Origin of the sequence: Novilysobacter selenitireducens, assembly GCF_020026895.1 — a bacterium.
GTDB classification, from domain to species: domain Bacteria; phylum Pseudomonadota; class Gammaproteobacteria; order Xanthomonadales; family Xanthomonadaceae; genus Lysobacter_C; species Lysobacter_C selenitireducens.
In genome coordinates this window covers 222,921-236,371 of the sequence record NZ_JAINZW010000003.1, presented here as the reverse complement: position 1 = coordinate 236,371, position 13,451 = coordinate 222,921, and the positions used below count along the sequence as shown (strand labels likewise).

The window sequence follows — 13,451 nt, the reverse complement described above, 5'->3', positions numbered from 1 at the left end:
CCATCCGGCCGCAGCGTCCGTCAGGGGGCCGCGATCTGCAGGTAGGTCCCCAGCCCGTCCAGGAACATCTGCACGGAGATTGCCACCAGCAGCATGCCCATCAACCGCTCGACCGCGGTCAGCACCCGGCGCCCCAGCAGCCGGTACAGCAACGGCGCAGCGAACAGGATCGTCGCCGTGACGAACCAGGCGATCAGCAGCGCGATGCTCCAGTCGACCAGCCGCGTCGGGTCCTCGCTGCCCATCAGCATCACCGCCGCCATGCCCGACGGGCCGGCCACCAGCGGGATGGCCATCGGGACGATGAAAGGCTCGCCGTCCGGGAGCTCGCCCATCAGCCCCTCGGGGGGCGGGAAGATCATCCGGATGCCGATCAGGAACAGCACGATGCCGCCGGCGATCGATACCGACTCCTGGCGCAGGTGCATCACCTCCAGCGCGTACTTGCCGCCCCACAGGAACAGCATCAGCACTCCCAGCGCGATGAGCAGCTCGCGCGCGAGCACGATCCGCTGCCGCTCTGGCGGCAGGTTGCGCAACAGGCTGAGGAATACCGGGACGTTCCCCAACGGGTCCAGGATGATGAAAAGCAGCAGCGCGGCGGAAATGATGTCGGTCACAGGGCCGGGCTCCAGATCTGGCCGCGATGGGCGGCGCCGTCGATGGACAGCAGCGTGACGCAGGCCGGCGCGAACTCGGCCGCATCGCGCGCGCGCGCATCGTTTTCGTCGACGTAGGCGCGCGAGCGCAACGTCGTGCGCATCGGCCCGGGCCTCAGGGCCGAGACGCGGACCGGTCCGTTGTGGAGTTCGGCGTGCAGCATGCCGACCAGCGCTTCCACCCCATGCTGGGCGACGCCGTAGCCCCCCCAATAGGCCGAGCCGACGCGGTCGGTGTCGTCGACCACGAAGACCACCGAGGGATCCGAAGACCGGGACAGCAGCGGCAGGCACGCCTGGGTCAGCCACCAGCGGGCGGTGAGGTTGACGTGGATGGCGCGGGCAAACGCGGCGGGGTCGGTCTGCGCCAGGGGCGTCAGTCCGGGGAACTCGGCAGCGCAATGCAGCAGGCCGTCCAGGCGGCCGAACTCGGACTCCAGGGTCGCGGCCAATTGCGCGTAGTCGTCCGGCGAGGCACCTTCCATGTCCAACGGATAAAGCGCCGGCTCCGGCCCCGCCGCGGCCACCGCGTCGTAGAGGCGGTTCAATTTGGGGACCTTGCGACCCAGCAGCACCGTGGTGGCACCGGCCTGCGCGCATGCGACCGACGCGGCAGCACCCAGCCCACCGTGTGCGCCCGCGACCAGCACGACGCGACCTTCGAGCGGCCGCGCCTCGGCCGGAGCATGCGTCGCAGCCATCAGCTGTTCTGGATCTCGCTGACCATGCGTGCGAGCTCGCCCGAGTCGGCCAGCTCGAGCGTGATATCGCAGCCGCCGATCAACTCGCCGTTGATGAAAAGCTGGGGAAACGTCGGCCAGTTGGAGAACCGCGGCAGGTTGGCGCGGATCTCGGGCTCCTCCAGCACGTTGACGGTGTGCAACTGCGTGGCGCCGGCCTCGCGCAGCGCCTGCACTGCGCGGCTGGAAAAACCGCACATCGGGAACTGCGCCGTGCCCTTCATGAAAAGCACCACCGGATGGCTGTCGACTTCGGCCTGGATCCGTTCGAGCACGGACATCTGGAACACTCCTGCAATGGCCCGTTGCACCGCATTGACGGCGCGGCAACGAGGCGACGGATTAGAATGCGCCATTGTAATCCTTCGCACCGTCCGCGTTGCCGGATCCGCCCGGCGACCTGCGGCGCGCCCACCCGCCAGCTTCCGTCCGCGCAAGCGTCCGATCCCCAAGGAGCCCGCCACATGGCCATCGAACTGCCCCCCCTGCCCTACGAGCGCAACGCGCTTGAGCCCCATATCTCGGCTGAAACGCTGGAGTACCACTACGGCAAGCACCACAAGACGTACGTCGACAACCTCAACAAGATGATCGAGGGCACCGAGTTCGCCGACGTGCCGCTGGAGGAGATCGTCCGCAAGTCGCAGGGCGGCATGTTCAACAACGCCGCGCAGGTCTGGAACCACACGTTCTACTGGAACTGTCTGTCGCCCAACGGCGGCGGTGAGCCGACCGGCAAGGTCGCCGAGGCGATCAACAAGGGCTTCGGTGATTTCGCGTCGTTCAAGGACGACTTCACCAAGTTGTCGATCGGCACCTTCGGCTCGGGCTGGGGCTGGCTGGTGCAGCGTCCGGACGGCGCGCTGGCACTGGTCAGCACGTCCAACGCCAACACGCCGCTGACCGGCGAGGACACCGCGCTGCTGACGTGCGACGTGTGGGAACACGCGTACTACATCGACTACCGCAACGCCCGTCCGAAGTACCTGGAGGCGTTCTGGAACCTGGTCAACTGGGACTTCGTCGCCGCCAACATGAAGTAAGGCGACGGACCGCATGACCACGAACGGCCGGGGCTATCCCGGCCGTTCGCGTTTCAGGTGGACGGAGTTCGTCCGCTGCGCGGGCCTCACCGACCGCGCAAACGCTCGACGACCGGGGCGACCTGCGCCTCGCGGCCCAGTGCCGCGCCCACCCGGACCAGTGCATCAGCCAGTTCTGCCTGCGAGTCAGAACGCAGGGTCGCGTGGCCTACTTTCCGCCCGGCCCGCGGCGACTTGCCGTAGTCGTGCCAGTGACCGCCGGCCTCGCCCAACACCGCGCCGGCGTCGGGCATTTCGCCGATCCAGTTGAGCATGCAGGCATGGCCGAGGTTTCGGGTGTCGCCCAAAGGCAGGCCCAGCACGGCACGCAGGTGGTTCTGGAACTGGCTGGTCTCCGCACCCTCGATCGACCAGTGCCCGGAGTTGTGCACGCGCGGCGCGAGTTCGTTGGCCAGCAGCTCTCCGTTGCGGCAGAACAGCTCCAGCGCGAACACGCCGACGTAGTCGAGCGCTTTGGCCAGCTGCCTGGCATGCCGGAATGCGGCTGCCTGCAGTTCGGGTTCGACCCGCGCCGGTGCAAGGCTGGCCGACAGCACGCCATCGACGTGCCAGTTTTCGGTCAGCGACCAAGGACGGAACTCACCATCGCGACCGCGCACCGCCACCACCGACAGCTCGCGCTCGAACGCGACGAAGCCCTCGAGGATCAGGCCGACCTTCGGGGCCTGCGCACCCAGCGCATCCCAGGCGGCGCCGATGTCGGCGTCGCTGCGCAACCGGAACTGGCCCTTGCCGTCGTAGCCCAGCCGCCGCGTCTTGAGAATGCATGGCGTACCGATGGTCGCCACCGCCTGCTCCAGACCCTCGCGGGAATCGACCGCCGCAAACGGCGGCACGGGGATCCCGAGTTCGCAGAACAGCGTCTTCTCCGCCAGCCGGTCCTGCGCCACGGCCAGCGCACGCGGGCTCGGGAACACCGGCACACGCTCGGCCAGCCACTGCGCGGACTCGGCCGGCACGTTCTCGAAATCGAACGTGACCACGTCCACCTTCGAGGCGAACTCAGACAACGCGGCCTCGTCGCGCCAGTCGCCCACGATCAGGGGAGCGAACTGCCCGGCGCACGCGTCGGCCACCGTGTCCATCACCAGGAAGCGCAGGCCCAGGGGCGCGGCCGAGAGCGCCATCATCCGCGCCAGCTGGCCGCCACCCAGAATGCCGACCGTCGTCATCGAAGACTCCCGTGCCATGCGCTTCAACGACGCGGATCGTCGTTGTCGGCGACGTCCCGGGTCTGCTTCTCGCGGAACGCGGCCAAGGCAGCGGCGACACCGGGCGTCGACGGCGCGAGCATCGCGGCGGCAAACAGTGCGGCATTGGCGGCGCCTGCATTGCCGATGGCGAACGTCGCCACCGGAATGCCGGCGGGCATCTGCACGATCGACAGCAGCGAGTCCATGCCGTTGAGCGCCCTGGACTGCACGGGCACGCCCAGCACCGGCACCGCGGTCTTGGCCGCGAGCATGCCCGGCAGGTGGGCGGCGCCGCCGGCACCGGCGATGATCGCGCGCAGGCCACGATCGCTGGCCGTTGCGGCGTAGTCGAACAAGACGTCAGGCGTGCGGTGCGCCGACACCACGCGGACTTCGTGCGGGACGCCGAGCGCGGCCAGCCGGTCGGCGGCGTGCTGCATCGTTTCCCAGTCCGAACGCGACCCCATCACGATGCCGACGAGCGGCGCGGGCGCTGTGTCTGTCATGGTTTGACCCTTCGGCAAAACGGTATTCTACCGGCCCACACCGCATCCGGCAGCGCGCACCCGTGGTGCTGTCGCACGGCTTCGATGCCGCCCGCCGCCACACCGGCGACCGGGCCCGACCCGTCCACGAGGCTTCCATGGATCGCAAGTTGCTCGACCTGCTCGTCTGCCCGACCACGCGGCAGCCCCTGCAGCGCCTGGATTCCGGCGCCCTCACCGCGCTCAACGCCGCGGCAGCCGCCGGAACATTGCGCAAGGCCGACGGCAGTGCGCAGGCACAACCGCTTCGCGACGCACTGACCACCCGGGACCGTCGGCTGGCCTACCGGTTGGACGACGGCATCCCGGTGCTGCTGGCCGAGGAGGCGATCGTCACCGCCGGTATCGACGGCTTCCCGCAGGCATGACGGGGCCGGTCGCGCCGCCGGATCCGTCTGACGTCGCCCGCGACGTCGCGCGCGCGCTCGAGGAAGACCTCGGCAGCGGCGACGTCACCGCCGCGCTCCTGCCGGACACCGGCGATACCGCCTACCTGCTGTGCAAGGAAGCGGCCGTGGTGTGTGGTCGGCCGTGGTTCGACGCCTGCCACCGCGCGCTAGACCCGGACGTCGCCATCGACTGGCACGTCGCCGAGGGCGATCGCGTCGAGCCGGGCACCGTGCTGGCAAACCTGCAGGGACGCTCACGAGCGCTGGTGAGCGCAGAGCGAGCGTCGCTCAACTTCCTGCAGACGTTGATGGCGACGGCAACGGAGACGGCGCGCCACGTGCAGGCCGTGGCAGGCACCGGCACCCGCATCCTCGACACCCGCAAGACCATTCCCGGGCTCCGGGTTGCGCAGAAGTACGCGGTGCGTGTCGGCGGCGGCCACAACCACCGGATGGGCCTCTACGACCAGGTGATGCTCAAGGAAAACCACATCCGTGCCGCCGGCAGCCTGCCGGCCGCCATCCACGCCGCGCGGACCCTGCATCCGGGCCTGCCGTTGATCGTGGAAGTGGAAAGCCTGGACGAGCTACGCCAAGCGCTGCGGACCGGCTGCGACCGCATCCTGATCGACGACTTCCCGCCGGACACGCGGCGGGAGGCGGTTCGCATTGCGCGATCCGCGCCTTATGGAGGCGCCATTCCGCTGGAAGCGTCGGGCGGCATGGAACTGGACGACCTGCACGCGGTGGCGGAAGACGGGGTGGACTTCATCTCGATCGGCGGACTGACCAAGCACGTACGCGCGATCGACCTTTCATTGAAGCTGGGACGTCCGCCGGGCTGACCCGATGCATCAAGCGCCGCGGCCGTGCGGCGTCAGGGCTACCGCCGTCATTACCGGCGTGCGGTCAGGACACACCCCACCAGACCAGGCCCGCCACCGCCGCAATGGCGACCAGCGCCCAGACCGCGTGTGGCACATGCGCCACCCAGCGGCGCTCACCATTCTCGCGGCCCGCGTGGCGCACCCCGCCCACGAGGCGGAAGCGCAGGGTGTCGAAGGCGATTTCGTCTCCCGCCCCGACCAGTCCACGTGCGACGCGGCGTCCGTTGATGAAGCTGCCATTGCTGGAGCCCATGTCCTCCAGCAGCAGACCGTCATCGGTCGGCATCAGGCGCGCATGCATGCGCGACAGCCCCGAATCCTCGAAGGTGAGCGTGCATTCGGGCGCGCGCCCGATCGTCATGGTGCCGTTGATCGCGATGCTGCGGCCGAAAGCACTGCCGCCGACGCCGCGCAATGCGTACTTGGGCATCGCCGGCCGAACGCTCGTCGCGCCAAGGTCGTCGTTGGCGGAAACCAGCGCCGTCTCCGCGGCACCGCTGGGCTCAGGGGCGGGCGCTCCGATCCCGGCCAAGCGCGCCACCACGCCACCGAGGTCCACGGCATCCCCTGGCCGCAATGCGATCAACCCGTCGACCTGGCGGCCGTTGACGCTGATCGGCGTGCCCTCGGGCACGTCCAGCATCACGCCCTGCCCCGTCACGTGAAGCCGGCAGTGCTGCGGGTTCACACCGGGGCGGTCGATGACCACGTTAGCGCCGGGGTCCGACCCCACGCGATTGACGCCCAGGCCCAACAACACCTGCGGGTGCTCGCCACCCGGGAATACCAGTTTCATTCGGAAGCCCCCTGTAAAGGTGGAGTGTGGCCGAGGTTGCTTGCGGCGTCAGCAAAGCGGCGTCACATTTAGCCGATGCCGACTCTAGTCCTTGTGATGATCCTCGCCACCGCGGCGTTCAGCTATTGGAGCGCCGCGCGCGCCGCCGCCGAGCGCGCGGAGGCGCTGGGTCGCGATGCCTGTCGCGCTGCGGGCGTCCAGTGGCTTGACCAGACCGTGCACGCCACCGGGCTGCGCCTGCGCCGGCAGGACACCGGCCGCCTCGGCTGGGAGCGCAGCTTCCGGTTCGACTACTCGCTGGACGGGCTCGACCGCCACGTCGGCCGCATGGTGCTGCACGGGGACCGGCTGGTGTCGTTCTCCGGCCCACTGTCGCCGGCGCCGGCGCGACTCAACTGACGGTTCTTGCTCTCGCCGGCCGCAATGCTGGCCTCGCGCAATCGCATCAAGCGGCCCTGCCCGCGCCGCCGGGACGCGACCGGTTGCCATGGCCGCGCCGTAGCGCGTCGCGCCGTTATTTCACGATGCGCAGGTGGCCGCTTCGGCGCGGGGTCGGCGTGCTCGGGTCGTCGTCGCCGTCGTCCGTGGCGGCCGGAACGGCGGTGAGTTGCACGGGCGCGTCCTGGTCCGACGGCGCCTCGGCGTCCTGCCCGTCCACGTCGCCGGAGCTCGTGCCTTCTGCGACCGCGTCATCGGGCAGCGCCATGCCCTGCCCCGTCTCGCGCGCGTAGATCGCGAGCACCGCACCCACCGGCACCGACACGGCGTGGCTGACGCCGCCGAAGCGGGCGCTGAAACGGATCAGTTCGTTGTCCATCTCGAGCCGCGACACCGCGCGCTCGGCAATATTGAGGACGATCTTCCCGTCCTTGACGGCATGCATCGGTACCTGCACGCCCGGTCGGGTCGCATCGACAAGCACGTGGGGAGTCATGCCGTTGTCGGCAATCCACTCGTACAGCGCCCGCAGCAGGTACGGGCGGTGGCTGGTCATGGTCGCGGCGTCGTCACTCATGCGGGGAAGTTTAGAACACCGCGCACATGCATGGCGCTGGGTGAAGCCGCAAAGCAAATACGGCGCGCCTGAGCGCGCCGCATTCGGGAAACGAACCAGCCGGCCGATCAGGTGGGAAGGTCGCGCAGCTTGCGCTCCTCATCCGTCAGGCTGCGCGTGAAACCGGGGTTCCGGAAGATCCGGTTGCCGTAGTCCTCGATCGCCTTGCCGTCCTTCGGCAGCGGGACGCCCAGCGCCGGCAGGCGCCAGATGATCGGTGCCATTGCGCAATCGGCCAGGCTCATCTCGGTGTTGAGGAAGAACTTGAACGCCTTGAACAGCGGCACCGATGCGGTGAGCAGTTCCTTCAGGCGCTTGCGCCCGGCATCGGCCTGGGCCTTGTTGCCCAGCTGGATGGCCTGCACCTGCGGCACCCAGTCGTGTTCGAGGCGCAGCATGCCCAGCCGCAGGCGCGCACGCGACAGCGGGTCGACCGGCATCAGCGGGGGGTGCGGGTAACGCTCGTCGAGGTATTCGCTGACGACGCTGGCCGCGTATAGCACCAGGTCGCGCTCGACCAGGGTCGGCACCGAGTGATACGGGTTGAGGTCGATCAGGTCTTCAGGCGGGTTCTGCGGGTCGACCGGGATCAGGTCGTAGGTAACGCCCTTGGCCGCCAGCACCAGGCGCACCCGGTGGCACAGCACGCAGTCGGTTGAGGAAAACAGGGTCAGGGCATTACGCATACGTGGGCTCGCCGCCATCATCGACCTCTCCAGCCACCGGAATCCGCCGGTCGGCAAGACGCCGCCCACCCCGTGTGAGCAGTCGTCGCGGCCTCGATCACGCTGCGGTCCGATGGTGCGGATGCCGCCACCCCTCCGGGTAGCGGCCGCCCACCGGGCCTGCCGTCAGTGCTTCACGTCGCGCCAGTACTCGCTCTTGAGCAACCAGGCGAAGAAGGTGAACAGCACCAGGAACAGGATCACCCAGACGCCCATGCTCTGGCGCTTGAGCGCGGCCGGTTCGCCGGCGTACTCGAGGAATGCAGTGATGTCACGGGCGGCCTGGTCGAAGTTTTCCGCGTCCAGCTGGCCCGCGGTCTTTACTTCCAGCCCCACGACCGGGCGTTCGCCGCCGGCCGCTTCGTCCGCCTCGCCGTAAACCGCGTGCTGCAGGCCCTGCAGCTCCCACAGCGGGTTGGGCATCGACACGTTCGGAAACAGCTTGTTGTTCCAGCCCAGCGGCTGGTTCTCGTCCAGGTAGAACGACTTGAGGTAGGTGTATATCCAGTCGGACCCGCGCACGCGCGAGATCAGGCTGAGGTCCGGCGGCATCTTGCCGAACCAGTCCTCGGCGTGATCGGCCGTCAGGCTGACCTGGACCTGCTCGCCGAACTTGGCGCCGGTGAAGTTGAGGTTGTTCATCACCTCTTCTTCGGACAGGTCGAGATCTTCCGCGATGCGCGAGTACCGCAGGTACTTGAGCGAATGGCACGCCGAGCAGTAATTCATGTACAGCTGGGCGCCCCGCTGCAGCGACGCCTGGTCGCTCAGGTCGGTGCCGGCATGCTCGACATCGCCACCGGCGGCGGCCCATGCGCTGGCCGAAACCAGCAGCCCGGCGGCCACCGCGACCAGCCGGCCGGCCCAGCGGCGCTGGAAGGAAGTAGGCGTCTTGTTAGTCATGCATCGTCACCCGTTCCGGCACCGGCTTGGTCTTGTCGATCTTGGTCCACAGCGGCATCGTGATGAAGAAAGCGAAGTAGAGGAAGGTCAGGACGCGGCCGATGATGGTTTCCACCGGGTCGGTGCCCGGGCCGGCGCCGATCTTGCCCAGCCACACGAAGCACACGACCAGCATCGCGAGCATCGCCTTGGTGATCCAGCCGCGGTAACGCACCGACTTGACCTTCGCACGGTCCAGCCAGGGCACCAGGAACAGGATCGCGATCGCGCCGAACATCACCAGCACACCTGCGAGCTTGTCGGGCACCACGCGCAACATGGCGTAGTAGGGCGTGTAGTACCAGACGGGCTTGATGTGGGCCGGTGTCACCAGGCGGTTGGCCTCGGTGAAGTTGTCGTGCTCGAGGAACCAGCCGCCGAACGCCGGGGCGAAGAAGATGATGAACGCCGCGATGATCAGGAAGAAGCCGACGTACATCGTGTCCTTCACCGTGTAGTACGGGTGGAACGGGATGCCGTCGGTCGGCGCGGTCGGCGACCAGCGGTTGCCCTTCGGTCCCTTCTTGATTTCCACGCCATCGGGGTTGTTGGACCCGACTTCGTGCAGCGCGCCCAAATGCAGCACGACCAGCAGTAGCAGCACCAGCGGCAGCGCGATCACGTGCAGCGCAAAGAAGCGGTTGAGCGTGGCGTCGCCCGGCAGGTAGTCGCCCATGATCCACTCGACCAGGCCGCCACCAATCACCGGGATCGCGCCGAACAGCGAGATGATCACCTTGGCGCCCCAGAACGACATCTGGCCCCACGGAAGCACGTAGCCCAGGAACGCCTCGGCCATCAGCACCAGGTAGATCAGCATGCCGAGGATCCACACCAGCTCGCGCGGCTTCTTGTACGAGCCGTACATCAGGCCGCGGAACATGTGGATGTAGACCACCACGAAGAACAGCGATGCGCCGGTGGAGTGCATGTAGCGGATCAGCCAGCCCCACTGCACGTCGCGCATGATGTACTCGACCGAGGCGAAGGCTTCCGCCGCGCTCGGCTTGTAGTGCATCGTCAGGAAGATGCCGGTGACGATCTGGTTGACCAGCACCACCAGCGACAGCACGCCGAAGATGTACCAGATGTTGAAGTTCTTCGGCGCGTAATACTCGGTCATGTGCTTGCGGTACATCGGCATCAAGGCCGGTGCGCGCTCGTTGACCCAGTTCATCACGCCATTGGCGCTACGGGTAATGATGTTGGACATGGCTTAGGCGGCCCCTTGCGGATCGACGCCGATGACGATGGTGGTGTCGTCGACATAGTGGTGCGGCGGCACGACCAGGTTGGTCGGCGCCGGCACGCCCTGGTAGACGCGGCCGGCCATGTCGAACTTCGACTTGTGGCAGGGGCAGAAGTAGCCACCCTTCCACTCGGCATCGAACGGCTGCGGCGCGATCTGGGCGACCATCTCAGGCGAGCAGCCCAAGTGCGTGCACAGGCCGACCAGCACAGACACCTCCGGCTTGATCGAACGCAGCTCGTTGTTGGCGTACTCGGGCTGCTGCTCGGGGTTCTCGGAATTCGGGTCCCGCAGCATGTCATCCAGCGTCGGCAGGGCCTGCAGCACCGCCTGGGAACGGCGCACGATCCAGATCGGCTGGCCGCGCCATTCCAGGATGATGCGCTGGCCTTCCTCGAGCGCGCTGATGTCGGCCGTGATCGGCGCACCGGCCAGCTTGGCCCGCTCGCTGGGATTCCACGACTTGATGAAAGGCACCGCCACGAAACCGGCGCCCACGGCACCGACCACGGCGGTCGTCGCAGTCAGGAACCGACGACGCCCGTGGTTGATGGGCTCGGGATGAGGATCGGTGATCCCTTGGTTGGCCATCCGGCACTCCGCAAATACTGTCTGGATATCGAATCGGGACGCAGCGCCGGCCACTGGCGACGGCTCGCGGCTCAAAGACGGCGAAGTGTAACGGAACGGTGAACAGCAGGACAATCCGCCGGGTGCCCGAAACGACCCGGAAGCCCGCAATCAGCGTGCCACGATGGCTCCGCGGTAGCGGTCGGCGAGGATCGCCACGCGCTCGACGTAGCGCTGGGTCTCGTTGAACGGCGGCACGCCCTTGTACTTGTCGACGTTGCCCTCGCCGGCGTTGTAGCCGGCGGACGCCAGGGTCAGGTTGCCGTTGAAGCGCTTGAGCAGCCACGCCAGGTACTTCACCCCGCCGCGGATGTTCTGCCTGGGTTCGAACGCGTTGCTCACCCCGAAGCGCTCGGCCGTGGCCGGCATCAGCTGCATCAGCCCCTGGGCGCCGACCCGAGACAGCGCATTGGGGTTGAACGCCGATTCGGCATGGATGATCGCGCGCACCACGGCTTCGTCGACGCCGTATTCGCGCGCCGCCGCGGCGATCTCATCCTGGTAGGCGGCGGTGTTGAGCCGGACGTTGTGGAAATTGACACCCGGCTTGGCCGCGCAGGCGTAGCAGGTCTCGAAGAAGCTGTACTGGATCGTGCGCACCGGGCTGGCACTGGCCACGCCCTTGGGGCGGGTGCTGGAGTAATGGCGCACGCCGTCCTTGATGTACGAGTACACCTGCCCCTGCACCAGGCGCGAGCGCGACTGCCCGGCGGACACCGGCGTGGTCGGCGCCGCGTTGGTCATGATCGGGGATTGCGCCGGGGCCGTGCCGGAGGCCGGCGAACCAGCGACGTTACTGACCGGGGTGGCGCTGCCGGCCGCGGCGGTGGTCGGCGGTGAGTACGCGACCGCCTTGTACTGGCTGACCGCCGAGCACTTGGCACCCTTGGTGCGCTTGCTGACGTAGCTGCGGGTACCGTCGGGTGCTTCGCAACGGTAAATGGTGCCCGCGTCCGCCATTCCGGCGGCCAGCAGACAGGCGATCCCCAGCAGCGTGATGCCCCCCCTCATGGGCGCGAGTGTCTCCTGTCCGTCCGGCGTTGCCAAGTGGTTGATTCACAAAACGCGATGGCGGGGCGGACGACGGCCGCTAGACTATGTGGCCACCCGCCTCTCCGGCCCGGATTCAACACCGCGCCCCGGATCTCGCCATGACCGACACCCCGCCCGCCGCCCCGCCCCGCGGCAAGCTGTTCATCGAAACCCACGGCTGCCAGATGAACGAGTACGACTCGGCCAAGATGGCCGACGTGCTGGCGGCCAGCGAAGGGCTGGAGCTGACTGCAAACGTCGAAGAAGCCGACGTGATCCTGGTCAATACCTGCTCGATCCGCGAAAAAGCGCAGGAGAAGGTCTTCAGCCAGCTGGGCCGATGGAAAGCCCTGAAGCAGGGCGGCAAGCCCGTACTGATCGGCGTGGGCGGCTGCGTGGCCAGCCAGGAGGGCGAAGCGATCGTCAAGCGCGCGCCGTACGTCGACCTGGTCTTCGGGCCGCAGACGCTGCACCGACTGCCCGAACTGATCGCAGCCAAACGTGAGACTGGACGGCCGCAGGTCGACATCAGCTTCCCGGAGATCGAGAAGTTCGACCGCCTGCCCGAGCCGCGGGCCGAGGGGCCGAGTGCGTTCGTCTCAATCATGGAGGGCTGCAGCAAGTACTGCAGCTTCTGCGTGGTGCCCTACACCCGCGGCGAGGAGGTCAGTCGGCCGTTCGACGACGTGCTGGTCGAATGCGCGCAACTGGCCGCGCAGGGCGTGCGCGAGATCAACCTGCTGGGGCAGAACGTGAACGCCTACCGCGGGCCCATGCGCGACGAGGCGGGCGCGGACGCCGGCGTGGCCGACCTCGGGCTGCTGATCCGGACCATCGCCCAGATCGACGGCATCGACCGGATCCGCTTCACCACCTCGCACCCGCTGGAGTTCTCCGATTCATTGGTGGAGGCCTACCGCGACGTCCCCGAACTGGCCAACTACCTGCACCTGCCGGTGCAGTCGGGCAGCGACCGCGTGCTCAGCGCAATGAAGCGCGGCTACACGGCGCTGGAGTTCAAGCAGAAGGTCCGCAAGCTGCGCGCGGTGCGCCCGGACATCTCGATCAGCTCGGACTTCATCGTCGGGTTCCCCGGCGAAAGCGAGGCCGATTTCGAGAAGACGATGAAGCTGATCGAGGACGTCGGCTTCGACCAGTCGTTCTCCTTCATCTACTCGCGCCGCCCGGGCACCCCGGCCGCCGACCTCGACGACAGCGTGTCCAGCGAGGAAAAGCACGCGCGCCTGTCGCGCCTGCAGGCCACCATCAACGACAACGCGCGTCGCATCAGCGAGTCGATGGTCGGCAGCACACAGCGGGTGCTGGTGGAAGGCCCGTCGAAGAAGAACCCGAACGAACTGACCGGCAAGACCGAGAACATGCGTTCGGTGAATTTCCCGGCGCCGTCGCGGCTCGTCGGGCAGTTCGTGGATGTCGTCATCACCGAGGCGATGAGCAACTCGCTGCGGGGGCGTGTGGCCTCGGCATCCGGCCTGGCGGCCTGATC

General features: G+C 67.8%; 17 protein-coding genes. 5 read left to right on the top strand and 12 right to left on the bottom strand.

Annotation, left to right across the window (positions count from 1 at the left end; all coding sequences use genetic code 11):
- Positions 1-20: 20 nt before the first annotated feature.
- The 3 genes from K6753_RS08335 to grxD are packed head-to-tail and all read right to left on the bottom strand — an operon-like array spanning position 21 to position 1,680.
- Positions 21-611: a YhgN family NAAT transporter gene (locus tag K6753_RS08335; RefSeq protein ID WP_319936662.1), complete on the bottom strand. Its 591-nt coding sequence runs from the start codon at positions 609-611 to the stop codon at positions 21-23.
- A gap of 5 nt (positions 612-616) precedes the next feature.
- On the bottom strand, positions 617-1,360 hold the full coding sequence (locus K6753_RS08330; RefSeq protein ID WP_223675990.1) for an SDR family NAD(P)-dependent oxidoreductase: 744 nt from the start codon (positions 1,358-1,360) through the stop codon (positions 617-619).
- Positions 1,360-1,680 (bottom strand): Grx4 family monothiol glutaredoxin, encoded by a 321-nt coding sequence (grxD, locus tag K6753_RS08325; RefSeq protein ID WP_223675989.1) that lies wholly within the window; start codon positions 1,678-1,680, stop codon positions 1,360-1,362. Before grxD ends, K6753_RS08330 begins: the two co-directional genes overlap by 1 nt.
- 183 nt (positions 1,681-1,863) lie before the next feature.
- On the opposite strand from grxD, the gene K6753_RS08320 reads away from it, so the two are divergent.
- Positions 1,864-2,442: a superoxide dismutase gene (locus K6753_RS08320; RefSeq protein ID WP_223675988.1), complete on the top strand. Its 579-nt coding sequence runs from the start codon at positions 1,864-1,866 to the stop codon at positions 2,440-2,442.
- 86 nt (positions 2,443-2,528) lie between these two features.
- Here K6753_RS08320 and K6753_RS08315 read toward each other — a convergent pair whose 3' ends face one another.
- Both K6753_RS08315 and purE read right to left on the bottom strand, forming a co-directional pair.
- The gene (locus tag K6753_RS08315; protein WP_223675987.1) at positions 2,529-3,674 is read right to left on the bottom strand and encodes a 5-(carboxyamino)imidazole ribonucleotide synthase; all 1,146 of its coding nucleotides are present in this window, start codon (positions 3,672-3,674) and stop codon (positions 2,529-2,531) included.
- 23 nt (positions 3,675-3,697) lie between these two features.
- Positions 3,698-4,201 carry a 5-(carboxyamino)imidazole ribonucleotide mutase gene (gene purE / locus K6753_RS08310; protein ID WP_223675986.1) on the bottom strand — a complete coding sequence of 168 codons (504 nt, stop codon included), beginning with the start codon at positions 4,199-4,201 and terminating at the stop codon, positions 3,698-3,700.
- Positions 4,202-4,338: 137 nt separating this feature from the next.
- Here purE and K6753_RS08305 point away from each other — a divergent pair, with 137 nt between their 5' ends.
- Together K6753_RS08305 and nadC are read left to right on the top strand one after the other, a co-directional pair.
- A complete protein-coding gene (locus K6753_RS08305) occupies positions 4,339-4,608 on the top strand; it encodes a Trm112 family protein (protein ID WP_223675985.1) in 270 nt (89 codons plus the stop codon).
- Entirely contained in the window at positions 4,605-5,474 is an 870-nt protein-coding gene (gene nadC / locus K6753_RS08300) for a carboxylating nicotinate-nucleotide diphosphorylase (protein WP_223675984.1), read from the top strand. The genes K6753_RS08305 and nadC overlap by 4 nt, the downstream gene beginning before the upstream one ends.
- A 64-nt stretch (positions 5,475-5,538) precedes the next feature.
- On the opposite strand, the gene K6753_RS08295 is transcribed toward nadC, so the two are convergent.
- Positions 5,539-6,312 carry an FHA domain-containing protein gene (locus K6753_RS08295; protein WP_223675983.1) on the bottom strand — a complete coding sequence of 258 codons (774 nt, stop codon included), beginning with the start codon at positions 6,310-6,312 and terminating at the stop codon, positions 5,539-5,541.
- 75 nt (positions 6,313-6,387) lie between these two features.
- Here K6753_RS08295 and K6753_RS08290 point away from each other — a divergent pair, with 75 nt between their 5' ends.
- On the top strand, positions 6,388-6,711 hold the full coding sequence (locus K6753_RS08290) for a DUF3301 domain-containing protein (protein WP_223675982.1): 324 nt from the start codon (positions 6,388-6,390) through the stop codon (positions 6,709-6,711).
- Positions 6,712-6,826: 115 nt separating this feature from the next.
- Here K6753_RS08290 and K6753_RS08285 read toward each other — a convergent pair whose 3' ends face one another.
- From K6753_RS08285 to K6753_RS08260, 6 genes are all read right to left on the bottom strand, one after another.
- Positions 6,827-7,327 (bottom strand): ClpXP protease specificity-enhancing factor, encoded by a 501-nt coding sequence (locus K6753_RS08285; protein WP_223675981.1) that lies wholly within the window; start codon positions 7,325-7,327, stop codon positions 6,827-6,829.
- Positions 7,328-7,434: 107 nt separating this feature from the next.
- Positions 7,435-8,070 (bottom strand): glutathione S-transferase N-terminal domain-containing protein, encoded by a 636-nt coding sequence (locus tag K6753_RS08280; protein ID WP_223676146.1) that lies wholly within the window; start codon positions 8,068-8,070, stop codon positions 7,435-7,437.
- Between the two features lie 147 nt (positions 8,071-8,217).
- A complete protein-coding gene (locus K6753_RS08275; RefSeq protein WP_223675980.1) occupies positions 8,218-8,994 on the bottom strand; it encodes a cytochrome c1 in 777 nt (258 codons plus the stop codon).
- The gene (locus K6753_RS08270) at positions 8,987-10,246 is read right to left on the bottom strand and encodes a cytochrome b (protein WP_223675979.1); all 1,260 of its coding nucleotides are present in this window, start codon (positions 10,244-10,246) and stop codon (positions 8,987-8,989) included. The genes K6753_RS08275 and K6753_RS08270 overlap by 8 nt, the downstream gene beginning before the upstream one ends.
- 3 nt (positions 10,247-10,249) lie before the next feature.
- The gene (gene petA, locus K6753_RS08265; protein WP_223675978.1) at positions 10,250-10,873 is read right to left on the bottom strand and encodes a ubiquinol-cytochrome c reductase iron-sulfur subunit; all 624 of its coding nucleotides are present in this window, start codon (positions 10,871-10,873) and stop codon (positions 10,250-10,252) included.
- A gap of 150 nt (positions 10,874-11,023) precedes the next feature.
- Complete coding sequence (locus tag K6753_RS08260; protein ID WP_223675977.1) at positions 11,024-11,923, bottom strand: lytic transglycosylase domain-containing protein; 900 nt, start codon at positions 11,921-11,923, stop codon at positions 11,024-11,026.
- Between the two features lie 140 nt (positions 11,924-12,063).
- Between K6753_RS08260 and miaB the strand changes: the two genes are divergently transcribed.
- Positions 12,064-13,449: a tRNA (N6-isopentenyl adenosine(37)-C2)-methylthiotransferase MiaB gene (miaB, locus tag K6753_RS08255; protein WP_223675976.1), complete on the top strand. Its 1,386-nt coding sequence runs from the start codon at positions 12,064-12,066 to the stop codon at positions 13,447-13,449.
- Positions 13,450-13,451 lie beyond the last annotated feature (2 nt).

Coding starts and splice junctions, on each gene's coding strand:
- K6753_RS08330 (WP_223675990.1), bottom strand. CDS start 1,360: ATGGCTGCGACGCATGCTCCGGCCGAGGCGCGGCCGCTCGAAGGTCGC.
- grxD (WP_223675989.1), bottom strand. CDS start 1,680: ATGTCCGTGCTCGAACGGATCCAGGCCGAAGTCGACAGCCATCCGGTG.
- K6753_RS08320 (WP_223675988.1), top strand. CDS start 1,864: ATGGCCATCGAACTGCCCCCCCTGCCCTACGAGCGCAACGCGCTTGAG.
- K6753_RS08315 (WP_223675987.1), bottom strand. CDS start 3,674: ATGACGACGGTCGGCATTCTGGGTGGCGGCCAGCTGGCGCGGATGATG.
- purE (WP_223675986.1), bottom strand. CDS start 4,201: ATGACAGACACAGCGCCCGCGCCGCTCGTCGGCATCGTGATGGGGTCG.
- K6753_RS08305 (WP_223675985.1), top strand. CDS start 4,339: ATGGATCGCAAGTTGCTCGACCTGCTCGTCTGCCCGACCACGCGGCAG.
- nadC (WP_223675984.1), top strand. CDS start 4,605: ATGACGGGGCCGGTCGCGCCGCCGGATCCGTCTGACGTCGCCCGCGAC.
- K6753_RS08295 (WP_223675983.1), bottom strand. CDS start 6,312: ATGAAACTGGTATTCCCGGGTGGCGAGCACCCGCAGGTGTTGTTGGGC.
- K6753_RS08290 (WP_223675982.1), top strand. CDS start 6,388: ATGCCGACTCTAGTCCTTGTGATGATCCTCGCCACCGCGGCGTTCAGC.
- K6753_RS08285 (WP_223675981.1), bottom strand. CDS start 7,327: ATGAGTGACGACGCCGCGACCATGACCAGCCACCGCCCGTACCTGCTG.
- K6753_RS08280 (WP_223676146.1), bottom strand. CDS start 8,070: ATGGCGGCGAGCCCACGTATGCGTAATGCCCTGACCCTGTTTTCCTCA.
- K6753_RS08275 (WP_223675980.1), bottom strand. CDS start 8,994: ATGACTAACAAGACGCCTACTTCCTTCCAGCGCCGCTGGGCCGGCCGG.
- K6753_RS08270 (WP_223675979.1), bottom strand. CDS start 10,246: ATGTCCAACATCATTACCCGTAGCGCCAATGGCGTGATGAACTGGGTC.
- petA (WP_223675978.1), bottom strand. CDS start 10,873: ATGGCCAACCAAGGGATCACCGATCCTCATCCCGAGCCCATCAACCAC.
- K6753_RS08260 (WP_223675977.1), bottom strand. CDS start 11,923: ATGAGGGGGGGCATCACGCTGCTGGGGATCGCCTGTCTGCTGGCCGCC.
- miaB (WP_223675976.1), top strand. CDS start 12,064: ATGACCGACACCCCGCCCGCCGCCCCGCCCCGCGGCAAGCTGTTCATC.